We start from the raw sequence: 24,946 nt of genomic DNA, 5'->3' as shown, positions 1-24,946 counted from the left end.
GCGTAGTAAACTTCCTCCTACTGAGAAGCATTCTCTGATGACAGCAATGTTCGCCGCCGTCACAATCATGCCCGCAACTCTCCGGAAGCCAGGGTATCCGCTGTAGCCGCGATGTGAACGCCACTTCGATGAGCGGGAAGAGTCCTACCAACTCACGACAGTCAACAAACTGAGCCATGATTTTTTGAGAAATGCAGAGAATACACGAGGACACCGTGCCGCTCATCGAATGGGATCTTGTGTTGCCTGACAAGAATGGCATTGCTGCAATGCAGCGACGGGCTTCCCCTCGCAGGTCATGAGCTTTAGACTGGCCGGAGACTCCTCTCCGGCCTTTATTTTTGATGTGTGCGATGACCGATATTTCCGACGCCTTCGAAGACGATCATTTTGAATCCGCGGGACTGCGGCTGACGGTGGATCTCTCCGCCCTCGCCCAGAACTGGCAGGACATGGCGCGGCGTTCTGGAAAGGCGCGGGCGTCTGCCGTCGTCAAGGCGGATGCCTATGGCATGGGGATCGAGGATTCCGGCGAGGCGCTGTATCTGGCGGGGGCGCGCGACTTCTTCGTCGCGACCGTCGATGAGGGCGTGACGCTGCGGCTCTATGCGCCCGATGCGCGGATCTTCGTGCTGTCGGGTATCTGGCCCGGAACCGAGCGGCGTTTCTTCGAGAACGATCTGGTGCCCGTCATCTCGTCCGAGGAGCAGCTCGCCTTCTGGATGGCGGTGCTTTCGGACTATGGCGACTACCCCTGTGCGCTGCATGTCGATACCGGCTTCAACCGGCTCGGTCTTCACATCGACGAGGCACTCGCACTCGCCGATGACGTCTCGCGCCCGGCAAGCTTTGCGCCTGTACTCGTGATGAGCCATCTTGCCTGCGGCGACGACCAGCTGTCGCCGATGAACAAGCAGCAGCTTGAATCATTCCGCAGGGTTACCGCCGCCTATGAAGGTATCGAATCAAGCCTTGCGGCCTCCGCCGGTGTGTTTCTCGGCGAAAATTATCATTTCGACCTGACGCGTCCGGGCATCGCCATCTATGGCGCCGAGGCCGTCCACGGCATGAAGAACCCGATGCGCCCTGTCGCCACCGCCGAAGCCCGGGTGATCCAGGTCAAGACGGTGCGCGCCGGCGAATCCGTCAGCTACGGGCGGGCACTGAAGCTGACGCGCGACAGCCGCCTGGCGATCGTTGCGGCCGGTTATGCCGATGGCTACATGCGCAGCCAGTCGAGCGGCGGGGTGCCGCTGCGCAATGCGCTGCCGCAGGGCGGTCAGGGCTTCTTCGAGGGATATCATGTGCCGGTCGCCGGCCGCATCACCATGGACCTGACGATCTTCGACGTCACCGACCTGCCCGAGAACCTGATCCGCGCCGGCGATTACATCGAGCTCTTCGGCAAGAACATTCTTGTCGACGACGCGGCACGCGCCGCCGGCACGATCGGCTACGAGATGCTGACGAGCATCGGGCTGCGCCACGAGCGGAAATACGTGGTCGACGAGGAATAGGTCTCAGCGCGTCGTCAGCGCCAGGCGAACGCCGAGCGCAACGAGCAGCGCGCCGAGACCGCGATCGAGCCACAGACCGATCTTGCGGTTGCCCTTGACGAGTTCGGCGAGCTTGCCGCCCGCCAGGATCAACGGCGGTTCGATGAAGACGGCGACCACGACGATCAGCAGGCCGTGCACGGCAAGCTGCAGCCAGACCGCGCCTGCACCCTCGACGACGAATTGCGGCAGGAAGGCGAGGAAGAAGATCGCCACCTTCGGATTGAGCAGCGAGACGAGCACGCCCTGCCGGTAGATCCGGCGCCAGCTCATCGTCTCCGCCGCAGCCTTGATGAAACCGCCCTCGCCGCCCGACCGCAGAGCCTGGATGCCGAGCCAGACCAGATAGGCGGCACCCGCCCACTTCACCGCCGAGAAAGCGAAGGCAGAGGCGGCCAGCACTGCCGACAGGCCGAAGGCTGCGAAGAGTACATGCAGGCAGGCGCCGGTCCAGACGCCGAAGACCGCCGAAAACCCGGCCCGCGTGCCGCTCTTGATCGTATGGCCGAGAATGAACGCCATATCCGGACCCGGCGACAGGTTCAGAAGCACGGCGGCGGTCAGGAAGGTGATCCAGTGGGCAAGCGAATAATCGAGCATGGGCAATGTTCCTATGAATATACAACGCAGCCTGCCACTGCGGCTGATGATAGGAAAATCACTAGTTTTGATTGATGCGCCCAGGCGCAATGGACGGGCGGCCGCTATGACGAGCGGCCACCCCAATTCGGTTAATCTTCGTCGGAGCCGCCGTCTCCGTCGCCGTCATCAGCGCTATCGTCGCTGTCCTCGGCTTCATCGGCGCTGGTCTCTTCGTCGGTCGCCGATTCCTCCTGCGTCATCGCTTCCTCGACGGTGGTCTCTTCGCTCTCGTAGGACGACTCGATGGTCTCCGTTTCCTCGGAGACATATTCCGAGTAGGAGAACGAGGCATCCGACGTGTCGCTTTCCCACGTCGCCACCTCGGTCACCGAGACGGCTTCGCTGTAGGATTCCATCGTGATGACGGCGGCAACAGCCACCGGCGTACCGTCCCGCTGAAGGGAAAGCGCGATATCCGAATGACCGGCCTTCAGGTCGCGTCGGACCGCGACATCGACGTCGACAGGTTTATGAACCTCATGGCCATGAACCTCGGAGAGAACGTCGCCCGGCTTGATCCCTTGCTTGTCGGCAACACCACCCGGCTTGACGGAAAGAACCAGCACACCATGCTCTCCCTTGGCGAGCTTGAACTTCCTGGCGACGGCCTTGTTGACCGGCAGCAGAAGCGCATCCAGAGCCTTGGAAATGGAAGGTGCCGGCATTCCGTCTGCAGGGGGCGTTGCAGCGGCTGCGGGATATATTGCGAGCGGCGAAGCGATGTTCGCGGCAATGACCAGCGCGCGAACAGCAAGGTAGGCATTTCTCAAGTCAATCTCCACCGTAGATGCGAGCCGGCCTATGCCGTCTCCGCGTGTCATAAATGGCCCTCTCTCATTAAGAATTTGCCAATAAATCAGCAGATCATGAAACTAAAGTCGCATGCGCGTGTGCTGCTTGCGCCGTGTGCCTATCCCCTGTTGCGTCGGCGCCCGAACGGACCGACATATGGATGAAAGAGCGAATCATCCGCGACCGGATGATGCCGCCAACTCCAGCATCGAAAGTCCAACCTGATGGCGAAGGCCAGAACTCAATTCACCTGCCAGAACTGCGGCACGGTTCATAACCGCTGGGCCGGGAAGTGCGAAGGCTGCGGCGAGTGGAACACCATCGTCGAGGAAGATCCGATGGGCGGCATCGGCGGCGGACCGGCCAAGACGCCGAAGAAGGGACGTCCCGTTGCCCTGACCGCGCTCTCGGGCGAGATCGAGGAAGCGCCGCGCATCCATACCGGCATTTCCGAGCTCGACCGGGCGCTCGGCGGCGGCTTCGTGCGCGGTTCCGCCGTGCTCGTCGGCGGCGATCCCGGCATCGGCAAGTCGACGCTCTTGATGCAGGCCGCCGCCGCGCTCTCGCGCCGCGGCCACAAGATCATCTATGTCTCGGGTGAAGAGGCCGTTGCTCAGGTTCGCCTGCGCGCGCAGCGGCTGAGTGCGGCCGATACCGACGTGATGCTGGCTGCCGAAACCAATGTCGAGGACATCCTCGCGACGCTTGCCGAGGGAAAACGCCCCGATCTCGTCATCATCGATTCCATCCAGACGCTGTGGAGCGATCTGGCGGAATCGGCGCCGGGTACCGTCACCCAGGTCAGGACCGGCGTGCAGGCGATGATCCGTTTTGCCAAGCAGACGGGTGCTGCCATGGTGCTCGTCGGCCACGTCACCAAGGACGGCCAGATCGCCGGTCCGCGCGTCGTCGAGCACATGGTCGATGCCGTGCTCTATTTCGAAGGCGACCGCGGCCACCACTATCGCATCCTGCGCACCGTCAAGAACCGCTTCGGACCAACCGACGAGATCGGCGTGTTCGAAATGTCCGACAAGGGGCTGCGCGAAGTCGCCAACCCTTCCGAGCTGTTCCTCGGCGAGCGCAACGAGAAATCCCCGGGGGCTGCGGTGTTTGCGGGCATGGAGGGCACGCGGCCGATCCTCGTCGAAGTGCAGGCGCTGGTGGCGCCGACCTCGCTCGGTACGCCGCGGCGCGCCATCGTCGGCTGGGACTCGGCGCGGCTTTCGATGATCCTTGCCGTGCTCGAGGCCCATTGCGGCGTGAAGCTCGGCCAGCACGACGTCTATCTCAACATCGCCGGCGGCTACCGGATCTCCGAGCCGGCAGCCGATCTGGCCGTCGCTTCGGCCCTTGTTTCCTCGCTTGCCGGTATTGCTCTCCCGGCCGATTGCGTCTATTTCGGCGAAGTCAGCCTGTCGGGGGCCGTCCGACCGGTTGCGCACACCGCCCAGCGCCTCAAAGAAGCCGAGAAGCTGGGATTTTCTGCAGCGCTGCTTCCAACAGCGACCGCCGATCTGCCGAAGGGCACCGGGGGACGCTGGAACGAGATAGAGAGCCTGCCGGACCTGGTGGCGCGCATCGCCGGATCGAAGGGTGCGCTACGACGTGTGGAAGACGACGGTTGATCCTTTCATTGCCGTAAACGGTAGTGATATAGGATGCACACGAATGAGGCGCGGCCCGCTTGCGGAAACGCAGCAGCCCTGGAGTTGAATTTATATGCCCATTACGATTTTCGACGGTATTGTCATCGGCGTCGTGCTCTTCTCCGCCGTATTGGCGATGGTCCGCGGCTTTTCCCGTGAGGTCCTGTCGATCGCAAGCTGGGGCGGCTCGGCTGCCGCAGCCTACTACCTCTACCACTACCTGGTGCCCTACGCGAAGAAGTACACCGACGACGACCGCATCGCGATCGTCGGCTCGGCCGCCGTCGTCTTCCTGATCGCGCTGATCGTCATCTCCTTCATCACCATGAAGATCGCCGATTTCATCATCGACAGCCGCATCGGCGCGCTCGACCGCACGCTCGGCTTCCTGTTCGGCGCCGCACGCGGCATCCTTCTGCTGGTCGTGGCCGTCGCATTCTGGAACTGGCTGGTCGATGCCGATCACCGTCCGGCATGGGTCAACAACGCCAAATCCAAGCCGTTCCTCGACTCGATGGTCGTGAAACTGCAGTCGGTCCTGCCGGAAGAGTTCGCCCAAATGATACGCACCAGCGTGATGGACAAAATTCAGCCGCAGGGCGAGAATACGGGCAATGCCAATGCGCCGGCAGCAGACCAGGCGCCGGCAGACGATGCAGCACCGGCCGCCCCTGCAGGCGGCGCGCAACCGCAGTCGAATTGACACAGTGTTCAACAGCTTGACCTGCACGATGGCAATTGCCATTTGAGCGGGACGTACAGTAAAGGTCCGGCCGGGCATCCGCTCTGCCGGGCCTCAGCCGTTTAAAACGCATGATGACGGCGTCATGCTATGGAAAGCCGATCCATTCTTGTGAGAGCAAAGGCCCGCATCGATGAACCAGTCCTATTCCCTGACGCTCAATGACGAACTCGATGGGGATACGCTCCATGAAGAGTGCGGCGTCTTTGGTATTCTCGGCCATGACGATGCGGCAACGCTGACGGCGCTCGGGCTTCACGCCCTGCAGCACCGCGGCCAGGAAGCCGCCGGTATCGTCTCCTTCGACGGATCGCGGTTCCATTCCGAGCGCCATATGGGCCTGGTCGGCGACCACTATACCAACCCGACGACGCTGGCCCGCCTGCCCGGCAATATCTCGATCGGCCATAACCGGTATTCGACGACGGGCGAAGTGGCGCTGCGCAACGTTCAGCCGCTGTTTGCCGAACTTGAAGTCGGCGGCATCGCCATCGCCCACAACGGCAACTTCACCAACGGCCTGACCCTTCGCCGCCAGCTGATCGCCGGTGGCGCCATCTGTCAGTCGACGTCGGACACCGAAGTCGTCCTCCACCTGATCGCCCGCTCGCGCTACGCCTCGACCGCCGACCGCTTCATCGACGCCATCCGCCAGATGGAAGGCGGCTACTCGATGGTGGCAATCACCCGCACCAAGCTGATCGCCGCCCGCGACCCCACCGGTATCCGCCCGCTTGTTATGGGTGAGCTCGACGGCAAGCCGATCTTCGCATCCGAAACCTGCGCGCTCGACATCATCGGCGCCAAGTTTATCCGCGATGTCGAAAATGGCGAAGTCATCATCTGCGAAATCCAGTCCGACGGCTCGATCACCATCGACGCGCGCAAGGCCGGCAATGGCCAGCCGGAACGCCTCTGCCTGTTCGAATATGTCTATTTCGCCCGTCCTGATTCCGTCGTCGGCGGCCGCAGCGTCTACGTTGCCCGCAAGAACATGGGCATCAACCTTGCCAAAGAAGCGCCCGTCGAAGCCGACGTCGTCGTTCCCGTTCCCGATGGTGGCACGCCTGCTGCACTCGGCTACGCGCAGGAAAGCGGCATCCCGTTCGAATACGGCATCATCCGCAACCACTATGTCGGCCGCACCTTCATCGAGCCGACGCAGCAGATCCGCGCCTTCGGCGTGAAGCTCAAGCATTCCGCCAACCGGGCGATGATCGAAGGCAAGCGCGTCGTGCTGGTCGACGATTCCGTCGTGCGTGGCACCACCTCGCTGAAGATCGTGCAGATGATCCGCGATGCCGGCGCCAAGGAAGTGCACCTGCGCGTCGCCAGCCCGATGATCTACTACCCTGACTTCTACGGCATCGACACGCCTGATCGTGAAAAGCTGCTCGCCAACCAGTACGAAAGCCTGGAAGCGATGTGCAAATATATCGGCGCCGATTCGCTGGAATTCCTGTCGATCAACGGCCTCTACCGCGCCGTCGGCGGCGAAGACCGCAACGACGCCCGCCCGCAATTCACCGACCACTACTTCACCGGCGACTACCCGACCCGCCTCCTCGACAAGGACGGCGAGAAGATGGGCCGCAAGGTCTCACTGTTGGCGACGAACGGGTAATTCCTTCCGGCACCCGGAGCCCCTCATCCTGCCCACCGGGGTCGAGCCGACAGTCTCGACCCGTCCTTCGGACCCCCGAAGGGAGAGGGGAAGTCAGCGCAACCGGATGCCACAGTCGTCCCTTCTCCCCAGCGGGGAGAAGGTGCCCGAAGGGCGGATGAGGGGGCCGCAACCGCAGACCTCTCCCTCTTGCATCAAGAAAGACTCTCCTGCGCGCAAAGACTTGCGCGCGCTGGATCCCTGTGACAAGCACAGGGATGAGGAAGGCGAGGTTGGCGGCTCGCCAAAAGCGACCATTCAATCGTTCCCACAAAGAACTCAAAGACCAGCCCGGCGCGGCATCAGGACGGCAGTATGAACATCAATCTTGAAGGCAAGATCGCGCTCGTGACCGGCGCTTCCCGCGGCATCGGCTATTTCACCGCGCTCGAACTCGCAAAGGCCGGCGCGCACGTCATCGCCTGCGCCCGCACCGTCGGCGGCCTCGAAGACCTCGATGATGCGATCAAGGCCGTCGGCGGCAGCGCCACGCTGGTTCCCTTCGATCTCGCCGACATGGAAGCCATCGACCGTCTCGGCGGCTCGATTTTCGAACGCTGGGGCAAGCTCGACATTCTCGTCGCCAATGCCGGCGTGCTCGGCGTCATCTCGCCGATCGGCCATGTCGAGGCGAAGACCTTCGAGAAGGTGATGAACATCAATGTCAACGCCACCTGGCGGCTGATCCGTTCGGTCGATCCGCTGCTGACCCGCGCCGAAGCCGGCCGCGCCGTCATCCTCTCGTCGGCTGCCGCGCACAAATGCCGTCCGTTCTGGGGCCCCTACTCCGCCTCCAAGGCCGCCGTCGAGGCGCTGGCCCGCACCTGGGCCGGCGAAAGCCAGTCGACGCCGCTGCGCATCACCAGCGTCGATCCGGGCGCCACGCGCACCGCGATGCGCGCCCAGGCCGTCCCCGGCGAAGACCCGGCCTCGCTGCCGCACCCCTCCGAAGTCGCCAAGGCGATCCTCCCCCTCCTCGGCCCCGGCGTCACCGAAACCGGCAAGCTGTTCATCGTGCGCGAAAACAAGCTGGTGGATTACCACCTGCCGGCGTAAGCTAGCTCAAGGTTTCCGCAAAATACGACTCGAGCGCGCTTCCCGGGCAGAGCGCGTTGAGATCGACAGGGCCTTCGATGCCCTCCACCGAGCCGTCGTCAGCGAATTGCCAGAGCGACCAGTTCTGGCAATTCGGGCGCTGCGCGATGCTGCGGATCCAGAGGGTGTGGGGCGGGAAGCGGGTTTCGTTGCCCTTGAAATACTGCTCGAAGAAGCTCTCGTTCATGTAGAAGACCGGCTGGCCGGGATAGCGGCCGTTCAGCCGTGCGTAGAAAGCCGCGATCTCGGCGCTGAGCTCGTCCAATGTCGGCACCTTGCCGCAATTGCCGGTGAATTCGAGGTCGAGCGCCAGCGGCAGGGCGTCGGCTTCGGCGGGGATGGTGGCGATGACGTTATCGGCCTGCTCGGCGCCGGGGCGGCAGAAGGTGAAGAAGTGATAGGCGCCGCGGACGATCCCGGCCTGCTTTGCTGCCTGCCAGTTCTCGGCGAATTTCCGGTCGCGGTGATCACCGCCCTCGGTCGCCTTCATGATGGCGAAGCGGACTTTGGGCTGGCCCTTGAGGCGCGCCCAGTCGATGTCGCCCTGGTGATGGCTGATGTCTATGCCCTGGATCGGATAATCTGCGAGGGATGGCGGAGAGAACGGCGTCATGGCGCGATCGTATGCCAGATAGGCGCCGCAGGCGACAACCGTCAGGATGATGGCGGTGATGAGCAGGAGGAGGACGCGGCGCACGGGGTTGATCTCATCTGTTTCGGCTGTGGTGATAGCATGGAAATACCGTAACTTTGACGCCCGGCCCTTTGCTTTCGCTGCGGGCGTTCGGCCCTGCGATCGATTCACCGGATCGATTGCTGCGGCTTTGCCGCATCGGGCCTCACCCCCACTTGACCGATGGCCGTTCCCGCGCCATAAAACGCGCCATGAAAACGGTTATCTGCATTAACTGCCGGAAGATTATTCGCTAGCGCGCTCGCTGGCCTGGCCGTTTTCGTCTCCCAAATACGCAAAGATGAGAAACGCCCCGGCCCGCCGGTGGCAGTATTTTTCGGATCATTGCATTGGGAGAACAGGACATGGCCGGCCCGGCTGAACTCAAGCTTTACAACACGCTGACGCGCGAAAAGACGGCTTTCGAACCGATCGATCGCGACAATGTCCGCATGTATGTCTGCGGCCCGACCGTTTACGATTTCGCCCATATCGGCAATGCCCGCCCGGTCATCGTCTTCGACGTGCTGTTCCGGCTGCTTCGCCATGTCTATGGCGCAGACAAGGTCACCTATGCGCGCAACATCACCGACGTCGACGACAAGATCAACGCCCGGGCGCTGCGCGACTATCCCGGGCTGCCGCTGAACGAGGCGATCCGCCGCGTCACCGAGAAGACCGAGACGCAGTTTCTCGACGACGCCAAGTCGCTCGGCTGCCTGGAGCCGACGCACCAGCCGCGGGCGACCGAGAACATCGCCGGGATGATCGAGATCATCGAAAAGCTGCTGGCGAACGGTCATGCCTATCAGGCCGAAGGCGAAGTGCTTTTCGATACGCGCTCGATGGCCGATTACGGTCAGCTCTCGAAGCGCAATCTCGATGAACAGCAGGCGGGTGCCCGCATCGCCGTCGATGCGCACAAGAAGAACCCCGGCGATTTCGTGCTCTGGAAGCTCTCCTCGCATAACGAACCCGGCTGGGAGAGCCCCTGGGGCCGCGGCCGTCCGGGCTGGCATATCGAGTGCTCGGCGATGAGCCAGCGCTATGTCGGCGAGGTCTTCGACATTCACGGCGGCGGGCTGGACCTGATCTTCCCGCACCATGAAAACGAGATCGCCCAGTCGCGCTGCGCCCACGGCACCGAGGTGATGGCGAATGTCTGGATGCATAACGGCTTCCTGCAGGTCGAAGGCCGCAAGATGTCGAAGTCCGAAGGCAATTTCGTCACCATCTACGAGTTGCTGCACACCGAGAAATTCGGCGGCCGGAAGTGGCCGGGCGAAGTGTTGCGCGTGGCGATGCTGATGACGCATTACCGCGAGCCGATCGATTTCTCGATCAAGCGACTCGAGGAGGCTGAACGCCTACTCGCCAAGTGGCCGGCAGCCGAAGCCGGCGATGCGGCACCGGATGCCGCAGTGCTTGCGGCACTGGCAGACGACCTCAACACGGTCGCCGCCGTGCAGGCGCTGCATGCGCTGGCGCAGTCCGGCGATGCCGCGGTGTTTGCGGCAAGCGCGGCGCTGCTCGGCGTGCTGCCGGAGAAGACGGAGGTCGACGAGGCCGTGGCGCTTGAGATCAACCGGCGCGTTGCGGCGCGGCTTGAATTGCTGAAGGCGAAGAACTTTGCCGAGGCGGACAAGCTGCGTGATGAACTGCTTTCCGAAAGCGTGCAGCTGAAGGACGGCAAGGATGCGGCGACCGGGGAACGCGTGACGACCTGGGAGTTGAAGCGGTGAGCCTACGGGTCTTGACCAAGTCCCCTCCCCAACCCCTCCCCACAAGGGGGAGGGGCTTAGCGGCCGCCTTGCCTGCTTTGGACCTTGCAGTTTGCGCCGACGCGTCGACAGTGTCGGCAAGCGGTGCCACGGGTAAGCCCTCCCCCTTGTGGGGAGGGTTGGGAGGGGTCTTTTTCCAAGACCCGGGATCACGGAGGAAGGCCCAATGACTGTTTACACCGGCGGATGCCAGTGCGGTGCCGTTCGCTTCCGGGTGGAAGGCGAGCTGACGCATTCGTCGATCTGTCATTGCCGGATGTGCCAGAAGGCGTCTGGAGGATACTATGCGCCGCTGGTGTCCGTCCGCGGCGCGGAGCTTGCGTGGACGCGCGGCGAGCGCAAGCGTTTCAAGTCCTCGAACTTCGCCTTCCGCGGCTTCTGCGGCGATTGCGGTACGCCGCTGACCTATGAGGCGCCGGATGGGCTGGCGATTGCGGCTGGTGCCTTCGACGATCCCGCAGCACTGCCGCCGACGATCCAGTATGGCATCGAGGCGAAGCTGCCGTTCACCGACCGGCTGCATGCGCTGCCGGGCATCCGAACCGAGGATGATGTCGAGGCGGCGGAGTTCATCAACGACATCGTCTCCTACCAGCACCCCGATCACGACACCGCGGCCTGGCCGCCGGAGGAGAAGGCGTGAGCGCAAGCGCGGATAGAAGCGGCGGTTGCCAATGCGGCGCGGTGCGTTACCGGGCCTCGGGCGAGCTCGGCTATCCGCATCTCTGCCATTGCCGCATGTGCCAGAAGGCGGCAGGCAATTATTTCCTGCCGCTTGCCGGTGTAGCGCGCGCCGATTTTACGCTGACGCGCGGCGAGCCGAAGTGGTTCGGCTCTTCCGATCTCGTGCGCCGCGGCTTCTGCGCCGAATGCGGCACGCCGCTCTTTTACGATATCCCGGAAGCCGATTTCATCAACATCACGCTCGGTTCGCTCGACGATCCGCAGTCCGTCAAGCCCGTCGCGCAGTCGAACATGGGCAGCCGCATGCGCTGGTTCCATGATCTCGACGCCCTGCCCGTCGAGCCGGAGCCAGAAAGCAGCGAGCGCGAAGACGCGATCGCATCCAGCAACCACCAGCATCCCGATCACGATACCATTCAGTGGCCCCATGGAGCAGCAAGATGAGTGAACCCATTCGAACAGGCGGCTGCCAGTGCGGCGCGATCCGCTTCCGCATCTCGGGAAAGATCGGCCGCCCGTCGATCTGCCATTGCCGGATGTGCCAGAAGCAGTTCGGCGGCTTCTTCTCGGCGCTGGTGACGGCCCCTGAAGACGGCATGGAATGGACGCGCGGCGAGCTCAGCTATTTCCAGTCGTCGATCAATATCGACCGCGGCTTCTGCAGCAATTGCGGCACGCCGATGACCTACCGGCATCCCGGCGGACTGGAGCTGGCGATCGGCACATTCGACGACCGCATCGACCTGCAGCCGCAGATCCAGGTGAACCATGAGGCACGCCTGCCCTGGGTCGAGAAGATCTTTGACGCCCCTGTGCATACCGACCCGGATTTCTATTCGCGCCAGGAAGCGATCATCTCCTTCCAGCATCCCGATCACGATACCGAAACATGGCCCGCGAAAGGCTTCAGGGCATGACCGAAGTGTTGCGCACGCTCTATCCCGAAATCGAGGCCTATGCCTCCGGCCATCTCGATGTCGGCGACGGCCACCGGATCTATTGGGAACGCTCTGGCACGCCGGGCGCCAAGCCGGCCGTCTTCCTGCATGGCGGACCGGGCGGCGGCTTCTCGCCGGTTCATCGCCGTCTCTTCGATCCCAAGCTCTACGACGTCATGCTGTTCGACCAGCGCGGCTGCGGCAAGTCCACGCCGCATGCCAATCTCGAGGCCAACACGACCTGGGATCTGGTTGCCGATATCGAGCGCCTGCGCGAAATGGCGGGCGTCGAGACATGGCAGGTCTTCGGCGGCTCCTGGGGCTCGACGCTGGCGCTTGCCTATGCCGAAAAGCACCCGGAACGGGTCTCCGAACTGATCGTGCGCGGCATCTATACGCTCACCAAGGCCGAGCTCGACTGGTACTATCAGTTCGGCGTCTCCGAGATGTTCCCGGACAAGTGGGAGCGCTTCATCGCACCCATCCCGCCGGAAGAACGCCATGAGATGATGCAGGCCTATAACCGCCGCCTCACCGGCCCCGACCGGGCGGCGGCGCTTGAGGCAGCGCATGCCTGGAGCATCTGGGAAGGCGAGACGATCACGCTGCTGCCGGAGAAATCCACCAGCGGCAAGTTCGAGGAAGCCGAGTTCGCCTATGCCTTCGCCCGCATCGAGAACCATTTCTTCGTCAATGCCGGCTGGATGGATGAGGGACAGCTGCTGCGCGACGCGCACAAGCTGAAGGACATTCCGGGCGTCATCGTCCACGGCCGCTACGACATGCCCTGCCCCGCCAAATATGCCTGGCAGCTGCACAAGGCCTGGCCCAAGGCGGAGTTCCATCTGATCGAGGGCGCGGGGCATGCGTTTTCGGAGCCGGGGATACTGGATCAGCTGATCCGGGCTACGGATAAGTTTGCGGGGAAATAGGCTGGCCCAGTGGGTGCCAGCCCCCCTCTGCCCTGCCGGGCATCTCCCCCACAGGTGGGGAGATCCGCTGGGCGCAGCCGCTCGCTCCAACCTGAATTGTTTCGGGAGATGCGAGCCGCAAGTCGATCTCCCCCCTTGTGGGGGAGATGCCCGGCAGGGCAGAGGGGAGGCGCCTCCCCGAACACAACGCATGAAGCAGTGACCGCCTTGGAGGCATCGCAATGACCAGAGAACGCATCTACCTCTTCGACACGACGCTCCGGGACGGGCAGCAGACGCCCGGGATCGATTTTTCGGTCGAGGACAAGATTGCGATTGCGGCGATGCTGGATGATTTCGGTCTCGATTATGTCGAGGGCGGCTATCCCGGCGCCAACCCGACCGACACCGCCTTCTTCAGCGAGAAGCGCACGACGGCCGCCCGCTTCGTCGCCTTCGGCATGACCAAGCGGCCGGGGATCTCGACCTCCAACGATCCGGGCCTCGCCACGCTGCTGCAGGCCAAGAGCGATGCGATCTGTTTCGTCGCCAAGAGCTGGGACTACCATGTGAAGGTGGCCCTCGGCTGCACCAACGAGGAAAACCTCGAATCCATCTCCGAAAGCGTCAAGGCCGCGGTTGCTGCCGGCAAGGAGGCGATGGTCGATTGCGAGCATTTCTTCGATGGCTACAAGGCCAATCCGGAATATGCCACCGCCTGCGCCAAGGCCGCCTATGATGCCGGCGCGCGCTGGGTGGTGCTCTGCGACACCAATGGCGGCACGCAGCCGCCGGAGATCCGCGCGATCGTCGAGGCGCTGATTTCGGCCGGCGTTCCCGGCGACTGTCTCGGCATCCACGCCCATAACGATACCGGCCAGGCGGTCGCCAATTCGCTCGCCGCCGTCGAGGCTGGCGTGCGGCAGATCCAGGGCACGCTCAACGGCATCGGCGAGCGCTGCGGCAATGCCAATCTAGTGACGCTGATCCCGACGCTGGCGCTGAAGGATGCCTATTCGACCCGTTTCGAGACGGCGATCGACGAGGAGCGGCTCGTCAATCTCACCCGCCTGTCGCATGCCTTCGACGAGCTCCTCAACCGCTCGCCCGATCACCAGATGCCTTATGTCGGCGCCTCCGCCTTTGCGACGAAAGCAGGCATCCACGCCTCGGCGCTGCTCAAGGATCCGCGCACCTATGAGCATGTGAAGCCGGAAAGTGTCGGCAATTTCCGCAAGATCATGGTCTCTGACCAGGGCGGCAAGGCGAATTTCATCAATGCCCTGAAGCGCCGCGGCATCGAGGTCGGCAAGGACGATCCGAAGCTCGACCTCCTGATCTCCATCGTCAAGGAGCGCGAGGCTTCGGGCTATGCCTATGAGGGCGCCGATGCGAGCTTCGAGCTGCTCGCCCGCCGCACGCTCGGCACCATCCCGGAATTCTTCGGCATCGACGGTTTCCGCGTGATGATCGAGCGCCGGTTCGACAGTCTCGGCCGCGTCAAGATCGTTTCGGAAGCCGTGGTGAAGATCACCATCGACGGCCAGACGCTGATGTCGGTCGCCGAGGCAGAAGGCCCGGTCAACGCGCTCGACCTGGCGCTGCGCAAGGATTTCGGCAAGTACCAGCACGAGATCGACGACCTCGTGCTCGCCGACTTCAAGGTGCGTATCCTCAACGGCGGCACCGAGGCCATCACCCGCGTCCTGATCGAATCGATCGATTCCAGCGGCGTGCGCTGGTGGACGGTCGGGGTCTCCGAAAACATCATCGACGCCTCTTTCCAGGCACTGATGGATTCGGTTATCTACAAGCTGATGAAGAACCGGCAGCTGGCGGGGAAGATCGCGGCGGAGTGAGCGGATGTGGAATTCCACATCTGGCAAATCAAAAGTCCTTCACATCCATTCACGGAAATGAATTGGCCTATTCATATGCGTTAGGTTAGAGCGGGTTCCATAAAGATAAAATATGGAAACGCCCCCATGTCCGTCGATGCGACCGCGCCGATCATCAAGAACGAGGATAGTCCGCGAGGATTTGCCTTCGCGCTGACCGCCTATCTGCTCTGGGGCTTTCTGCCGATCTACATGAAGGCGCTGGCGCATATCTCGCCGGCAGAGGTTATCGCGCACCGTGTTCTCTGGTCGGTTCCGATCGCGGGGCTCGTGCTTCTGGTGCTCGGCCGCACGCAGGAAATCCGCGATGCGCTGCGTTCACCGCGGATGATCGCCATGGCGACGCTGACGGCAGCGCTGATCACCGTCAACTGGGGCACCTATGTCTGGGCGATCGGCGCCGGGCATTCGCTCGATGCGGCGATCGGCTATTTCATCAATCCGCTGATCAGCATCTTCATGGGCTCCGTACTGCTCAAGGAAAAGCTGCGGCCGATGCAGATGGCGGCGATCGGGCTGGCGGCGATTGCGGTCGTCGTGCTGATCGTCGATGGCGGCGGCATGCCGTGGATTGCGCTGACGCTCGCCTTCAGCTGGGCCTTCTACGCCTTCTTCCGCAAGACGCTACCGCTCGGGCCGAACCAGGGTTTTCTGCTCGAGGTACTGATCCTCAGCGTGCCGGCGATCCTCTACATCCTCTACCTGGAACTCGTGACCGGCGAAGGCCATTTCATCGAGACCGGCTGGAGCGATACCGCCCTCCTGCTCGGCTGCGGCCTCGTCACCGCCCTGCCGCTGATGATCTATGCCAATGGCGCCAAGCTCCTGAAGCTCTCGACCATCGGCATCATGCAGTATATCGCGCCGACGATGATCTTCCTGATCGCCATCTTCGCCTTCCACGAGCCGCTCGGCACGGCGCGCATGATCGCCTTCCCGCTCATCTGGGCAGGTCTGGTGCTCTATACGCTGTCGATGCTGAAGGCGACGCGCGGGCGCTAAAGCGTATCGCGATCTTTCAGATCGCTTTCTGCGCTTTAGCTTTTTGTCCTTTCGCATGTCGTTGTCGCAAAACCGCTGCACACTTTTGCGCGACATGCTTTAGGCGCCCGCCTCACGTCTTACATCTTGGAGAGAACTTCGTCCTCGCCGCCGCGATCGGCGGCGATTTCGGCTGCCTGCGCCATGATCGCCGGAATGATGCCGGAGACGTCGTCGATGACGAGTGGCTGGACCCGGTGGGCGGTGTGGATGAAGCCTTCTTCCGTCATGTGCTTCATCAGCTCCATCATCGGATCCCAGAAGCCATTGATATTGGCGAAAACCATCGGCTTTTCGTGACGGGCGAGCTGTGCCCAGGTCATGATCTCGACGATCTCTTCCAGCGTGCCGATGCCGCCCGGCAGCGCCACGAAAGCGTCCGAACGCTCGAACATCATGTGTTTGCGCGCATGCATATCAGGCGTTACAATTAGCTCGTTGAGCTGGCCGAGCGAGTGACGCGTCGCTTCCATGTCGATCAGGAATTCCGGGATGATGCCGGTGACCTGGCCGCCCGCCGAAAGCACACCGCTGGCAACCGCCCCCATGATGCCTTTCGTGCCACCGCCGTAGATGAGCCTTAACCCATATTCGGCAATTTCCTTGCCGAGCGTGCGGCCGGCAGTCATGTATGCAGCGTCGCGTCCCGGCCTGGAGCCGCAGTAGACGCAGATGGATTTTATCGAGTGCGATTGATCAGTCATGGGGCCAAACAACTATTCCGGGGCTGGGCAGTCAAGAAAAATGAGGCAAAACCTACGTCTTAAGCGTAGGTGATCGCCTTGGATGCTTGTGAAGAGCGACGGGAATCGCTAGCAATTTCTGATACTACGGCACATTTGCCGCCTGGGGAGAATGAATGATGAGAAACCGCGCCGGCTTGCTGGCCCTCGCAGTGCTTGCAATTGCAATCCTTCTTATGGTCTTCGTGGTCATGCCCCGGATCGGCGGAGACGCGTCCAAGGTCGGCGATGCGATCAACCAGGCAAGCAACGAAGTCAAAAATACGGTCGAAGAAGCAGGCAAGACCGCCCGCAACGCCGTTGCCGATGCTGCCGCCACCACAGAGAAGGTCGGCCGCCTGACGGCTGACGCCGGACAGTCTCTCACCGAACTTAAGGCGCTCTTCGCCGACGGCAAGACCCCGGCTGCAGATGCCCTTGCGACTGCCAAGACGAAGGCGACCGGCGCGCTGCAGGCGATTGCCGATTTTGCAGCACCTGACGGCATCGACCCGGCGACGGCTGCTATCATCACCAAGGCCAAGGGCGGCGCTTCGAAGGCGCTCGCCACCATCCAGGCGCTTCCTGAAAATGCCGCCGATGCGCTGGCCGCGCTCCTCAAGGCAGAATCCGAACTGACCGGCGCACCGGCAGCTCAGCCCGGCACGGCTCCCCAGCCGCAGGCTGACACGACGGCCCAGGCGCCGGCAGCAGCCGATGCCACCGCTCCGGCCGCAACGGCGCCCGCCGCCGACCAGGCAAATGCCGGTCCGAAGCTTCCGGCCTTCGACGTCCTGCGCGTCGAGCCCGATGGCTCCACCGTTATCGCCGGCTCTGCAGAGCCGAACGGCAAGCTCGAAGTGATGGACGGCGACACCGTCGTCACCACCACCGATGTCGGCCCCTCCGGCGACTTTGCAGCCGTGCTCGACAATCCGCTCGGCCCCGGCGATCACCAGCTGGTGCTGAAGGTTACCGGCAAGGACGGCAAGGTTCAGACCTCGGAAGAAGTCGCGACCGTTTCCGTGCCGAAGGACGGCAGCGGCGCCGAACTCCTCGCCATGGTTTCCAAGCCGGGTGAAGCAAGCCGCATCATCACCGCTCCGAAGGCCGAGCAGCAGACTGCCGCGGCAACGCCTGCCGCGAACGGTGCGACGCCCGCCCTGCCCGCAGCCTCCACCGATATCGCCAACACCGCACCGGCCGTTCCCGCGGCGCCGGCTGAGGTCATGGTCAATGCCGTCGAAATCGAAGGCAACAAGATCTTCGTTGCCGGTACGGCCAAGGCCAATGCCAACGTGCTCGCCTATGCCGACGACAAGCTGATCGGCAAGGCACGCGCCGGTGGCGACGGCCATTTCGTCATCGACGGCGCCATGGATCTGGCCGTCGGCGACCACAAGATCCGCGTCGATGTCGTCGATGGCGCCGGCAAGGTTCTCGTGCGCGCCGCCGTCAACTTCAACCGTCCGGAAGGCGATCAGGTCACCGTCGCTGCACAGACCTCTGCGCCGACTGCTGCGCCGGCCGCGGCAACGCCCTCGATGCTTCCGCTTGAGGAAGGCGAACTCGCCAAGCTGAAGACGGATGCCGGCAAGGCTTTCGCGCTGCTGAAGGGCCTGTTCGTCAACGGCCAGCTTCCCGGCAACGAACAGCTCGCCGCCGCCCGTTCGGCGACCGAGTTTGCTCTGCGCTCGATCTCGGAATTCCGCCCGTCGGTGGATGCCCGCGCCGAGTTCAAGGAAACCGCTGCCAAGTCCTCGCAGTCGGCAGCAAGCGCGCTGACGACGCTGCAGGCGCTGCCGCGTGATGCCAAGTCCGTTGGTGCGGCGATCGACAAGCTCGCCTCAATCATCGACGGGCTGACGACCGTTCCGGCTGCACCCGAGGCACCGGCCGCTCCGGCTGCACCCGCACCGGCGACCAACGAAGTCGCTTCGGGCAACAGCAGCGAGCCGAAGACGATCGAGCAGGCGCCGCTGACGACGAGCAACAACACCGTCATCATCCGCCGTGGCGATACGCTCTGGCAGATTTCGCGCCGCGTCTATGGCGCCGGTGTCCGCTACACGACGATCTACATGGCCAACGAGGACGAGATCAAAAACCCGGACCGCATCCTGCCGGGCCAGATCTTCGGCGTTCCGAAGGACGCGCTGCCGAACTCGGAAGAGCTGCATCGCAAGCTGAAAGCCGGCGAGCACCTCTAGGCTTTATGTCATTATGACGAAAAGGCCGGGCGAACCTCTCGCCCGGCCTTTTGCTTTGGCGGTTTGCCGTTGCATTCGGGCGCTGCAAATCCTATGTGCCGGGAAACGGCGAGACTGTCTGGCGGAGGCTTGAAAAGAGCCGATCCGCCTTTTGCAATTTGCCGCTATCGAAAACGATCAAAGCCCTGCCCCCGGGCTTGGAGATAGACATGGCAAACAAGACGGTCTCTGATTCCAACCTGATGCGCACGCTGTTCAATCTCTGGCCCTATATGTGGCCGAACGAGCGGCCCGACCTGAAGATGCGCGTCGTCTGGGCCTCGGTCTATCTGCTGGTCTCGAAATTCGTGCTGCTGCTCGTCCCCTACTTCTTCAAGTGGTCGACCGATGCGCTGAACGGCAAGACCGATCTCCACACCAGCCTTCCGCCGCTGCTGACCGGTGCCATCGCGCTGATCATCGCCTATAACCTGACCCGCCTGATCCAGCTGGCGCTCAACCAGCTGCGCGATGCGCTGTTTGCCAGCGTCGGCCAATATGCGGTGCGCAAGCTCGCCTACAAGACCTTCGTGCACATGCACGAGCTGTCGCTGCGTTTCCATCTGGAGCGCAAGACCGGCGGCCTGTCGCGCATTATCGAGCGCGGCACCAAGGGCATCGAAACGATCGTCCGCTTCACGATCCTGAATTCGGTACCGACGGTCATCGAATTCCTGCTGACGGCCTTCATCTTCTGGTGGGGCTACGGCTTCTCCTATCTCGCCGTCACCGCCTTCACCGTCTGGGCCTATATCTGGTTCACGATCCGCGCCAGCGACTGGCGCATCGCCATCCGCCGCTCGATGAACGACAGCGACACGGACGCCAATACCAAGGCGATCGATTCGCTCCTCAACTTCGAAACCGTCAAATATTTCGGCAACGAGGAGATGGAGGCCAAGCGCTTCGACAAGTCGATGGAGAAGTACGAGAAGGCGGCAACCGACGTCTGGACCTCGCTCGGCTGGCTGAACTTCGGCCAGGGCGTGATCTTCGGCATCGGAACGACGATCATGCTCGTGCTCTCCGGTCTTGCCGTCCAGCGCGGCGAACAGACGGTCGGCGATTTCGTCTTCGTCAATTCCATGCTCCTGCAGCTTGCCGTGCCGCTGAATTTCATCGGCTTCGTCTATCGCGAAATCCGCCAGGGCCTGACTGACATCGAGCAGATGTTCGATCTTCTGGAAGTGAAGGCCGAGGTGACCGACGCACCCGATGCCAAGCCGCTGGCGATCGGCCAGGGCGCGATCAGCTTCAAGGACGTGCATTTCTCTTACGACCCGGCCCGCCCGATCCTGAAGGGGATTTCCTTCGACGTGCCCGCCGGCAAGACGGTCGCCGTCGTCGGCCCGTCCGGGGCCGGCAAGTCGACGCTGTCGCGTCTGCTCTACCGCTTTTATGATATCCAGAGCGGGGCGATCACCGTCGATGGCCAGGATATCCGCGGCCTCACGCAGAAGAGCCTGCGAACGGCGATCGGGATGGTGCCGCAGGATACCGTGCTCTTCAACGACACCGTCGCCTATAACATCCGCTACGGCCGCCCGTCGGCCAGCGAGGCAGACGTGAAGACGGCCGCCGAAATCGCCCAGATCGCCCATTTCATCGAGCTGCTGCCGGAAGGTTTCGACACCAAGGTGGGCGAACGCGGCCTGAAGCTCTCTGGCGGCGAGAAGCAGCGCGTGGCGATCGCCCGGACCATCCTGAAGGCGCCGCCGATCCTGATCCTCGACGAGGCGACATCGGCGCTCGACACCACGACCGAAGGCGAAATCCAGGCCGCTCTCGATGCCGTGTCGAAGAACCGCACCACGCTGGTCATCGCCCACCGGCTGTCGACCGTCATCGGCGCCGACGAGATCATCGTGCTGAAGAGCGGCGAGATCGCCGAGCGCGGCACGCATGGCGAACTGCTTGCCAGGAACGGCCTCTACGCCTCGATGTGGAACCGCCAGCGCGAGGCAACCGCGGCCGAAGAACACCTGAAGCAGGTGCGCGAGAGCGACGAAATGGGCGTTGTCACGCGCCTTGCGCCCGCCACCTGACCATCTGAACAAAACGGCCGATTTGCCGTTTTGCTGTTTAGAACCTTGACACAAAGGCCGCCGCAGCGGCCACGGCATTGCCGCGGCCGGAGTTTTTCTATAACCAGCGGTAACGAAAAAACCGAGGAGACCGGCGCATATGAGCCTGCTTGATACCGTTCGAAACACCATCGTTCCGGTCCATAAGGAAGGCTATCCTTTCGTCGCCGCCTTCTTCGTCGCGTCGCTGCTGCTCGGCTGGCTGTTCAAGCCGCTGTTCTGGGTCGGCCTGATCCTGACGCTGTGGTGCGCCTATTTCTTCCGTGATCCGGAGCGCATGACGCCACAGGACGACGATCTCGTCATCTCGCCTGCAGACGGCAAGGTCTCGTCGATCCAGATGGTGACGCCGCCGGCCGAGCTCAATCTTGGCAGCGAGCCGATGCTGCGCATCTCCGTGTTCATGAACGTCTTCAACTGCCATGTGAACCGTTCGCCGGTGCGCGGCCGCATCGTCAGCATCAACTACCGCTCCGGCAGCTTCGTGAATGCCGAGCTCGACAAGGCCAGCGAAGACAACGAGCGCAACGGCCTCGTCATCGAGACCGCGCATGGCAATATCGGCGTCGTGCAGATCGCCGGTCTCGTTGCCCGGCGCATTCTCTGCTGGGCCAATACCAACGAGCCTCTCGATGCCGGTGAACGCTTCGGCCTGATCCGCTTCGGTTCGCGCCTCGATGTCTTCCTGCCTGCCGGTGCTGCGCCCCGCGTCGCGCTCGGCCAGACGGCGATTGCCGGCGAGACGGTGCTTGCCGAATTCGCCTCCGCCAAGGGTCCGGTCATCAGCCGCCGCAGCTAAGACGATCAGGAGCGACAGATGGAGACGCCTTTCCCACCTTTCGAGCCCAACGGACCGAACGATTCGGCGCGTGGTCCGCGACTGCGTGAAATCCCGCTCCGGCTGGTCGTTCCCAATCTCATCACCATTCTTGCCATCTGCGCGGGCCTGACCGGCATCCGCCTCGCCTTCGAGGGCCGCTACGAGCTTGCCGTGATGATGGTGCTGCTCGCCGCCTTCCTCGACGGCATCGACGGCCGTATCGCGCGGCTGATGAAGGCGACGTCGAAGTTCGGCGCGCAGATGGATTCGCTCGCCGACATCGTCAATTTCGGCGTGGCCCCTGCCCTCGTCGGCTATGTATATGCGCTCGACCAGGCCCGCTCGATCGGCTGGATCGCGGCGCTGATCTATGCGATCGCCGCCGGCCTGCGCCTTGCCCGCTTCAACGTCATGTCGGAGCGCGAGAACCGGGCGCCCTGGCAGTCGGAATATTTCGTCGGCGTGCCCGCGCCTGCAGGCGCCATGCTGGTGCTGGCGCCCGTCTATCTCGGTTTCCTCGGCCTGGAGACGGACCGCCTCTTCGCGCTCCTGTCGTCCGCCTACACCGTTCTCATCGCCTTCCTGCTGATCAGCCGCCTGCCGGTCTGGTCGGGCAAGCAGGAGGGCAGCAAGCTGCGCCGCGATCTGGTGCTGCCGCTGATGCTCGGTGTCGTTCTCTATGTCGCGCTGCTGATGAGCTACACCTGGGAGATCATGGTCTTCACCGTGGTCATCTATCTGATATCGCTGCCCTTCGGCGCGCGGCGCTGGAAGAAGAAGTACGGGACGCTGACGATCGAGGAACCCGGCGTCGGCGAAGACGACATGGGCCGCCATATCTGATTTGATTAGCACGCTACTCATGCGTGCTTTTCTGCATCAAGCCTCGCGCAAAGTTTTCGCCTTACACACTTCCTGATAACCGACGCCTCTATTTTGTCGCTATTGCCGACGAATGAGCAAATCAGAACATGTCCAGGGAACACGTAAGGAGAGTATCGTGACCTCGAAGAAGACTGGCTCCGCGGAACAGCCGGCCAAGCATGACCTCAGCACCCACTACCGCCCGCTCGGCCTGAAGGCCGTTCTGGCAGCAGCACTGATGCTGAAGAAGCCCGCCCTCATCAAGAAGCCCGCCTAAGCGGCCGCGAAAAAGCGGATGAGCAGGCTGATCGCCAGCAGGCTCATGACGACACCGATGATGACGTCGAGAACCCGCCAGGCGGCGGGTTTCGCGAAGACCGGCTGAAGCAGCCGCGCTCCATATCCCAGCCCGAAAAACCAGACGAATGACGCAACGGCAGCACCGATGCCGTAAGCGAGGCGATCTGCGCCCTGATAGGCCGCCGACAGGCTGCCGAGCAGCACCACCGTATCCAGATAGACATGCGGATTGAGGAAGGTGAAGGCCAGGCACGTGGCGACCGCCGCCTTCAATCCCAGCGCCTGCGGCGCCCCGGCCTGCATGGCGCCCGGATGCAGCGCGCGGCGAAAGGCCATGAAGGCATAGGAGCCGAGGAAGACGGCGCCGCCGAGCGTTACCACCGAGATCAGCACCGGCGACTGCGATACCAGCGTGCCGAGACCGCCGACACCGGCGGCGATCAGCAGCGCATCCGACAGCGCGCAGATCAGGCAAAGAATGAAGACATGCGAGCGCAGCAGGCCCTGGCGGAGAATGAAGGCATTCTGAGCGCCGATGGCGATAATCAGGGATGCGCCAAGGAAGAAGCCCGAAAGGGCAGCCGAAATCGAGATCATGAAGATGGTCCGGGAATGAGAAGATTGGAAATCAGAAGAAGCTGAGCTGCCCGTCGCCGGGCTTCTTGGCAGGTGCCTTCGGGGGCTTTTCGAGAACGACGGGCGTCTGCAGGTCCTCGCCCATATTCGCCACCTTGTTGACCTTGTCGGAAACAGGGATGGCTTCGAAGAAGTCTTCCTCGACCGGCTTCATCAGGTCGGCAACCTCACGCGGCTCCTGCGTCTTGCAGTCGAGCCAGCGGGTATAGTCCTCGGGCTTGATGACGACTGGCATCCGGTCGTGGATCGGTGCGATCGCAGCATTGGCCGCCGTCGTCAGGATCGCGCCGGTATCGACTTCCGAGCCATCGGCCGACGACCATGTCTCCATCAGCCCGGCAAAGGCAACGATGCCGCCATGCTTCGGCTTGATCCAGTAGGCCTGCGATTTCTCGCCACTTTCCTTTGACGGGCGGTGCCATTCGTAGAAGCCGCTTGCCGGGATCAGGACGCGGCGGTGGCGCATGGCGGCGCGGAAGGACGCCTTGCCGATCGCCGTTTCGGCCCGCGCATTGATCAGCAGCGGAAATTCCTTGGGATCCTTGACCCAGGAGGGCGTGAAGCCCCAGCGCACCAGGACGGCGCGGCGATCCGGAAGGTTGCTGCCCTTCTCCGGCGTTTCTCCGGAGACGACGACGAGGATCGGCTGCGTCGGCGCAATATTGTAACGCGCCGGAAAGTCCTCGAGCTCAAAAAGCCCGAGCAGATCCTGCAGCTCTTCCGGAGATATCGTCAGGGCGTAGCGTCCGCACATGCCCCTGTCTTTGCACCCTGCCGGGCAACGGTCAAGGGTGGGCTCAACTGCGTGGCGCAAAGAGGATGATCGCTGTTCCGGCAAGGCAGATCGCGGCGCCGCCGATGTCCCAGCGGTCGGGAATGCGGTTTTCCACGAGCCACAGCCAGAGGAGCGAGGCGACGATATAGATGCCGCCGTAAGCGGCGAATGTGCGCCCCGCAGCCTCGCTCGGCACGAAGGTCAGCAGCCAGGCGAAGAGCGCCAGCGACACCATGCCCGGCGCCAGCCACCAGACGGACTTGCCCATCTTCAGCCAGACCCAGAAGGCGAAGCAGCCGGCAATCTCGAAGAGCGCGGCAAAGGCATAGATCAGATAGGTCAGCGGGCTTCTCTTCGAATCGATGCTGCGTTAGTCAGGTTCATCGATACGCTCGGCGATCGGCCAGCAATTCGCAACCGGCAGAGCCACG

The 24,946-nt window shown here is 62.9% G+C and carries 23 protein-coding genes and 1 pseudogene; 17 read left to right on the top strand and 7 right to left on the bottom strand.

Features of this window, described 5'->3' with window-relative positions; all coding sequences use genetic code 11:
• Positions 1–353: 353 nt before the first annotated feature.
• Positions 354–1,517, top strand: a complete 1,164-nt coding sequence (gene alr / locus ACEN84_RS15475; RefSeq protein WP_413709183.1) for an alanine racemase — start codon at positions 354–356, stop codon at positions 1,515–1,517.
• Positions 1,518–1,520: 3 nt separating this feature from the next.
• Here the strand turns inward: alr and ACEN84_RS15470 are convergent, their stop codons facing one another.
• Together ACEN84_RS15470 and ACEN84_RS15465 are read right to left on the bottom strand one after the other, a co-directional pair.
• Positions 1,521–2,156 (bottom strand): LysE family translocator, encoded by a 636-nt coding sequence (locus tag ACEN84_RS15470; RefSeq protein WP_413709182.1) that lies wholly within the window; start codon positions 2,154–2,156, stop codon positions 1,521–1,523.
• A 131-nt stretch (positions 2,157–2,287) separates the two neighbouring features.
• Complete coding sequence (locus ACEN84_RS15465) at positions 2,288–2,968, bottom strand: PDZ domain-containing protein (protein WP_413709181.1); 681 nt, start codon at positions 2,966–2,968, stop codon at positions 2,288–2,290.
• Between the two features lie 246 nt (positions 2,969–3,214).
• Here ACEN84_RS15465 and radA point away from each other — a divergent pair, with 246 nt between their 5' ends.
• The 4 genes from radA to ACEN84_RS15445 all read left to right on the top strand — a co-directional run bounded on the left by radA (position 3,215) and on the right by ACEN84_RS15445 (position 8,100).
• Entirely contained in the window at positions 3,215–4,618 is a 1,404-nt protein-coding gene (radA, locus tag ACEN84_RS15460; protein ID WP_112719543.1) for a DNA repair protein RadA, read from the top strand.
• 94 nt (positions 4,619–4,712) lie between these two features.
• A complete protein-coding gene (locus ACEN84_RS15455) occupies positions 4,713–5,342 on the top strand; it encodes a CvpA family protein (RefSeq protein ID WP_112719544.1) in 630 nt (209 codons plus the stop codon).
• Between the two features lie 172 nt (positions 5,343–5,514).
• Positions 5,515–7,005, top strand: coding sequence for an amidophosphoribosyltransferase (gene purF / locus ACEN84_RS15450; protein ID WP_112719545.1), 1,491 nt, complete (start codon positions 5,515–5,517; stop codon positions 7,003–7,005).
• 354 nt (positions 7,006–7,359) lie between these two features.
• Positions 7,360–8,100 carry an SDR family NAD(P)-dependent oxidoreductase gene (locus tag ACEN84_RS15445; RefSeq protein WP_112719546.1) on the top strand — a complete coding sequence of 247 codons (741 nt, stop codon included), beginning with the start codon at positions 7,360–7,362 and terminating at the stop codon, positions 8,098–8,100.
• Between the two features lies 1 nt (position 8,101).
• Here ACEN84_RS15445 and ACEN84_RS15440 read toward each other — a convergent pair whose 3' ends face one another.
• Entirely contained in the window at positions 8,102–8,836 is a 735-nt protein-coding gene (locus ACEN84_RS15440) for a GH25 family lysozyme (protein WP_413709180.1), read from the bottom strand.
• 341 nt (positions 8,837–9,177) lie between these two features.
• Here ACEN84_RS15440 and cysS point away from each other — a divergent pair, with 341 nt between their 5' ends.
• From cysS to rarD, 7 genes are all read left to right on the top strand, one after another.
• Positions 9,178–10,554, top strand: a complete 1,377-nt coding sequence (cysS, locus tag ACEN84_RS15435) for a cysteine--tRNA ligase (protein ID WP_413709179.1) — start codon at positions 9,178–9,180, stop codon at positions 10,552–10,554.
• A 205-nt stretch (positions 10,555–10,759) separates the two neighbouring features.
• Entirely contained in the window at positions 10,760–11,236 is a 477-nt protein-coding gene (locus tag ACEN84_RS15430; RefSeq protein ID WP_413709178.1) for a GFA family protein, read from the top strand.
• On the top strand, positions 11,233–11,721 hold the full coding sequence (locus tag ACEN84_RS15425) for a GFA family protein (protein WP_413709177.1): 489 nt from the start codon (positions 11,233–11,235) through the stop codon (positions 11,719–11,721). Before ACEN84_RS15430 ends, ACEN84_RS15425 begins: the two co-directional genes overlap by 4 nt.
• A complete protein-coding gene (locus tag ACEN84_RS15420; RefSeq protein ID WP_413709176.1) occupies positions 11,718–12,194 on the top strand; it encodes a GFA family protein in 477 nt (158 codons plus the stop codon). The genes ACEN84_RS15425 and ACEN84_RS15420 overlap by 4 nt, the downstream gene beginning before the upstream one ends.
• On the top strand, positions 12,191–13,147 hold the full coding sequence (gene pip / locus ACEN84_RS15415; RefSeq protein ID WP_413711313.1) for a prolyl aminopeptidase: 957 nt from the start codon (positions 12,191–12,193) through the stop codon (positions 13,145–13,147). The genes ACEN84_RS15420 and pip overlap by 4 nt, the downstream gene beginning before the upstream one ends.
• A gap of 221 nt (positions 13,148–13,368) precedes the next feature.
• Positions 13,369–14,985 (top strand): citramalate synthase, encoded by a 1,617-nt coding sequence (gene cimA, locus ACEN84_RS15410; RefSeq protein WP_413709175.1) that lies wholly within the window; start codon positions 13,369–13,371, stop codon positions 14,983–14,985.
• Between the two features lie 126 nt (positions 14,986–15,111).
• Positions 15,112–16,026, top strand: coding sequence for an EamA family transporter RarD (gene rarD, locus ACEN84_RS15405; RefSeq protein WP_413709174.1), 915 nt, complete (start codon positions 15,112–15,114; stop codon positions 16,024–16,026).
• A gap of 119 nt (positions 16,027–16,145) precedes the next feature.
• Here the strand turns inward: rarD and ACEN84_RS15400 are convergent, their stop codons facing one another.
• On the bottom strand, positions 16,146–16,769 hold the full coding sequence (locus ACEN84_RS15400; protein WP_112719557.1) for a TIGR00730 family Rossman fold protein: 624 nt from the start codon (positions 16,767–16,769) through the stop codon (positions 16,146–16,148).
• A 155-nt stretch (positions 16,770–16,924) separates the two neighbouring features.
• Between ACEN84_RS15400 and ACEN84_RS15395 the strand changes: the two genes are divergently transcribed.
• From ACEN84_RS15395 to ACEN84_RS15375, 5 genes and pseudogenes are all read left to right on the top strand, one after another.
• Positions 16,925–18,997, top strand: a complete 2,073-nt coding sequence (locus ACEN84_RS15395; protein WP_413709173.1) for a LysM peptidoglycan-binding domain-containing protein — start codon at positions 16,925–16,927, stop codon at positions 18,995–18,997.
• 209 nt (positions 18,998–19,206) lie between these two features.
• Entirely contained in the window at positions 19,207–21,081 is a 1,875-nt protein-coding gene (locus ACEN84_RS15390) for an ABCB family ABC transporter ATP-binding protein/permease (RefSeq protein WP_413709172.1), read from the top strand.
• 136 nt (positions 21,082–21,217) lie between these two features.
• Positions 21,218–21,919, top strand: a pseudogene (locus tag ACEN84_RS15385) (phosphatidylserine decarboxylase); the annotation flags it as partial.
• Positions 21,920–21,937: 18 nt separating this feature from the next.
• Positions 21,938–22,783, top strand: coding sequence for a CDP-diacylglycerol--serine O-phosphatidyltransferase (gene pssA / locus ACEN84_RS15380; protein WP_112719561.1), 846 nt, complete (start codon positions 21,938–21,940; stop codon positions 22,781–22,783).
• Between the two features lie 157 nt (positions 22,784–22,940).
• Positions 22,941–23,081, top strand: coding sequence for a hypothetical protein (locus ACEN84_RS15375; RefSeq protein ID WP_165402740.1), 141 nt, complete (start codon positions 22,941–22,943; stop codon positions 23,079–23,081).
• On the opposite strand, the gene ACEN84_RS15370 is transcribed toward ACEN84_RS15375, so the two are convergent.
• From ACEN84_RS15370 to ACEN84_RS15360, 3 genes are read right to left on the bottom strand one after another with little or no spacing between them, the layout of a single operon-like run.
• A complete protein-coding gene (locus tag ACEN84_RS15370; protein WP_130282850.1) occupies positions 23,078–23,701 on the bottom strand; it encodes a LysE/ArgO family amino acid transporter in 624 nt (207 codons plus the stop codon). The genes ACEN84_RS15375 and ACEN84_RS15370 overlap by 4 nt on opposite strands.
• 31 nt (positions 23,702–23,732) lie before the next feature.
• On the bottom strand, positions 23,733–24,494 hold the full coding sequence (locus ACEN84_RS15365) for an SOS response-associated peptidase (protein ID WP_130282852.1): 762 nt from the start codon (positions 24,492–24,494) through the stop codon (positions 23,733–23,735).
• Between the two features lie 43 nt (positions 24,495–24,537).
• Positions 24,538–24,858: a YnfA family protein gene (locus ACEN84_RS15360; protein ID WP_413711312.1), complete on the bottom strand. Its 321-nt coding sequence runs from the start codon at positions 24,856–24,858 to the stop codon at positions 24,538–24,540.
• Between the last annotated feature and the right edge of the window lie 88 nt (positions 24,859–24,946).

Source organism: Rhizobium sp. Rhizsp82 (assembly GCF_047325115.1).
In the GTDB taxonomy this organism is placed as follows: domain Bacteria; phylum Pseudomonadota; class Alphaproteobacteria; order Rhizobiales; family Rhizobiaceae; genus Rhizobium.
The sequence above is the reverse complement of the archived record's forward strand: the minus strand, read 5'-3'. Positions and strand labels throughout refer to the sequence as shown.

Excerpts from the sequence above, each read along its gene's own strand:
- ACEN84_RS15470 (WP_413709182.1), bottom strand. The coding sequence starts at position 2,156 with ATGCTCGATTATTCGCTTGCCCACTGGATCACCTTCCTGACCGCCGCC.
- ACEN84_RS15365 (WP_130282852.1), bottom strand. The coding sequence starts at position 24,494 with ATGTGCGGACGCTACGCCCTGACGATATCTCCGGAAGAGCTGCAGGAT.
- rarD (WP_413709174.1), top strand. The coding sequence starts at position 15,112 with ATGTCCGTCGATGCGACCGCGCCGATCATCAAGAACGAGGATAGTCCG.
- ACEN84_RS15430 (WP_413709178.1), top strand. The coding sequence starts at position 10,760 with ATGACTGTTTACACCGGCGGATGCCAGTGCGGTGCCGTTCGCTTCCGG.
- cysS (WP_413709179.1), top strand. The coding sequence starts at position 9,178 with ATGGCCGGCCCGGCTGAACTCAAGCTTTACAACACGCTGACGCGCGAA.
- alr (WP_413709183.1), top strand. The coding sequence starts at position 354 with ATGACCGATATTTCCGACGCCTTCGAAGACGATCATTTTGAATCCGCG.
- ACEN84_RS15370 (WP_130282850.1), bottom strand. The coding sequence starts at position 23,701 with ATGATCTCGATTTCGGCTGCCCTTTCGGGCTTCTTCCTTGGCGCATCC.
- ACEN84_RS15455 (WP_112719544.1), top strand. The coding sequence starts at position 4,713 with ATGCCCATTACGATTTTCGACGGTATTGTCATCGGCGTCGTGCTCTTC.
- ACEN84_RS15445 (WP_112719546.1), top strand. The coding sequence starts at position 7,360 with ATGAACATCAATCTTGAAGGCAAGATCGCGCTCGTGACCGGCGCTTCC.
- pssA (WP_112719561.1), top strand. The coding sequence starts at position 21,938 with ATGGAGACGCCTTTCCCACCTTTCGAGCCCAACGGACCGAACGATTCG.
- ACEN84_RS15390 (WP_413709172.1), top strand. The coding sequence starts at position 19,207 with ATGGCAAACAAGACGGTCTCTGATTCCAACCTGATGCGCACGCTGTTC.
- cimA (WP_413709175.1), top strand. The coding sequence starts at position 13,369 with ATGACCAGAGAACGCATCTACCTCTTCGACACGACGCTCCGGGACGGG.
- ACEN84_RS15400 (WP_112719557.1), bottom strand. The coding sequence starts at position 16,769 with ATGACTGATCAATCGCACTCGATAAAATCCATCTGCGTCTACTGCGGC.
- ACEN84_RS15395 (WP_413709173.1), top strand. The coding sequence starts at position 16,925 with ATGATGAGAAACCGCGCCGGCTTGCTGGCCCTCGCAGTGCTTGCAATT.
- radA (WP_112719543.1), top strand. The coding sequence starts at position 3,215 with ATGGCGAAGGCCAGAACTCAATTCACCTGCCAGAACTGCGGCACGGTT.
- pip (WP_413711313.1), top strand. The coding sequence starts at position 12,191 with ATGACCGAAGTGTTGCGCACGCTCTATCCCGAAATCGAGGCCTATGCC.
- purF (WP_112719545.1), top strand. The coding sequence starts at position 5,515 with ATGAACCAGTCCTATTCCCTGACGCTCAATGACGAACTCGATGGGGAT.
- ACEN84_RS15420 (WP_413709176.1), top strand. The coding sequence starts at position 11,718 with ATGAGTGAACCCATTCGAACAGGCGGCTGCCAGTGCGGCGCGATCCGC.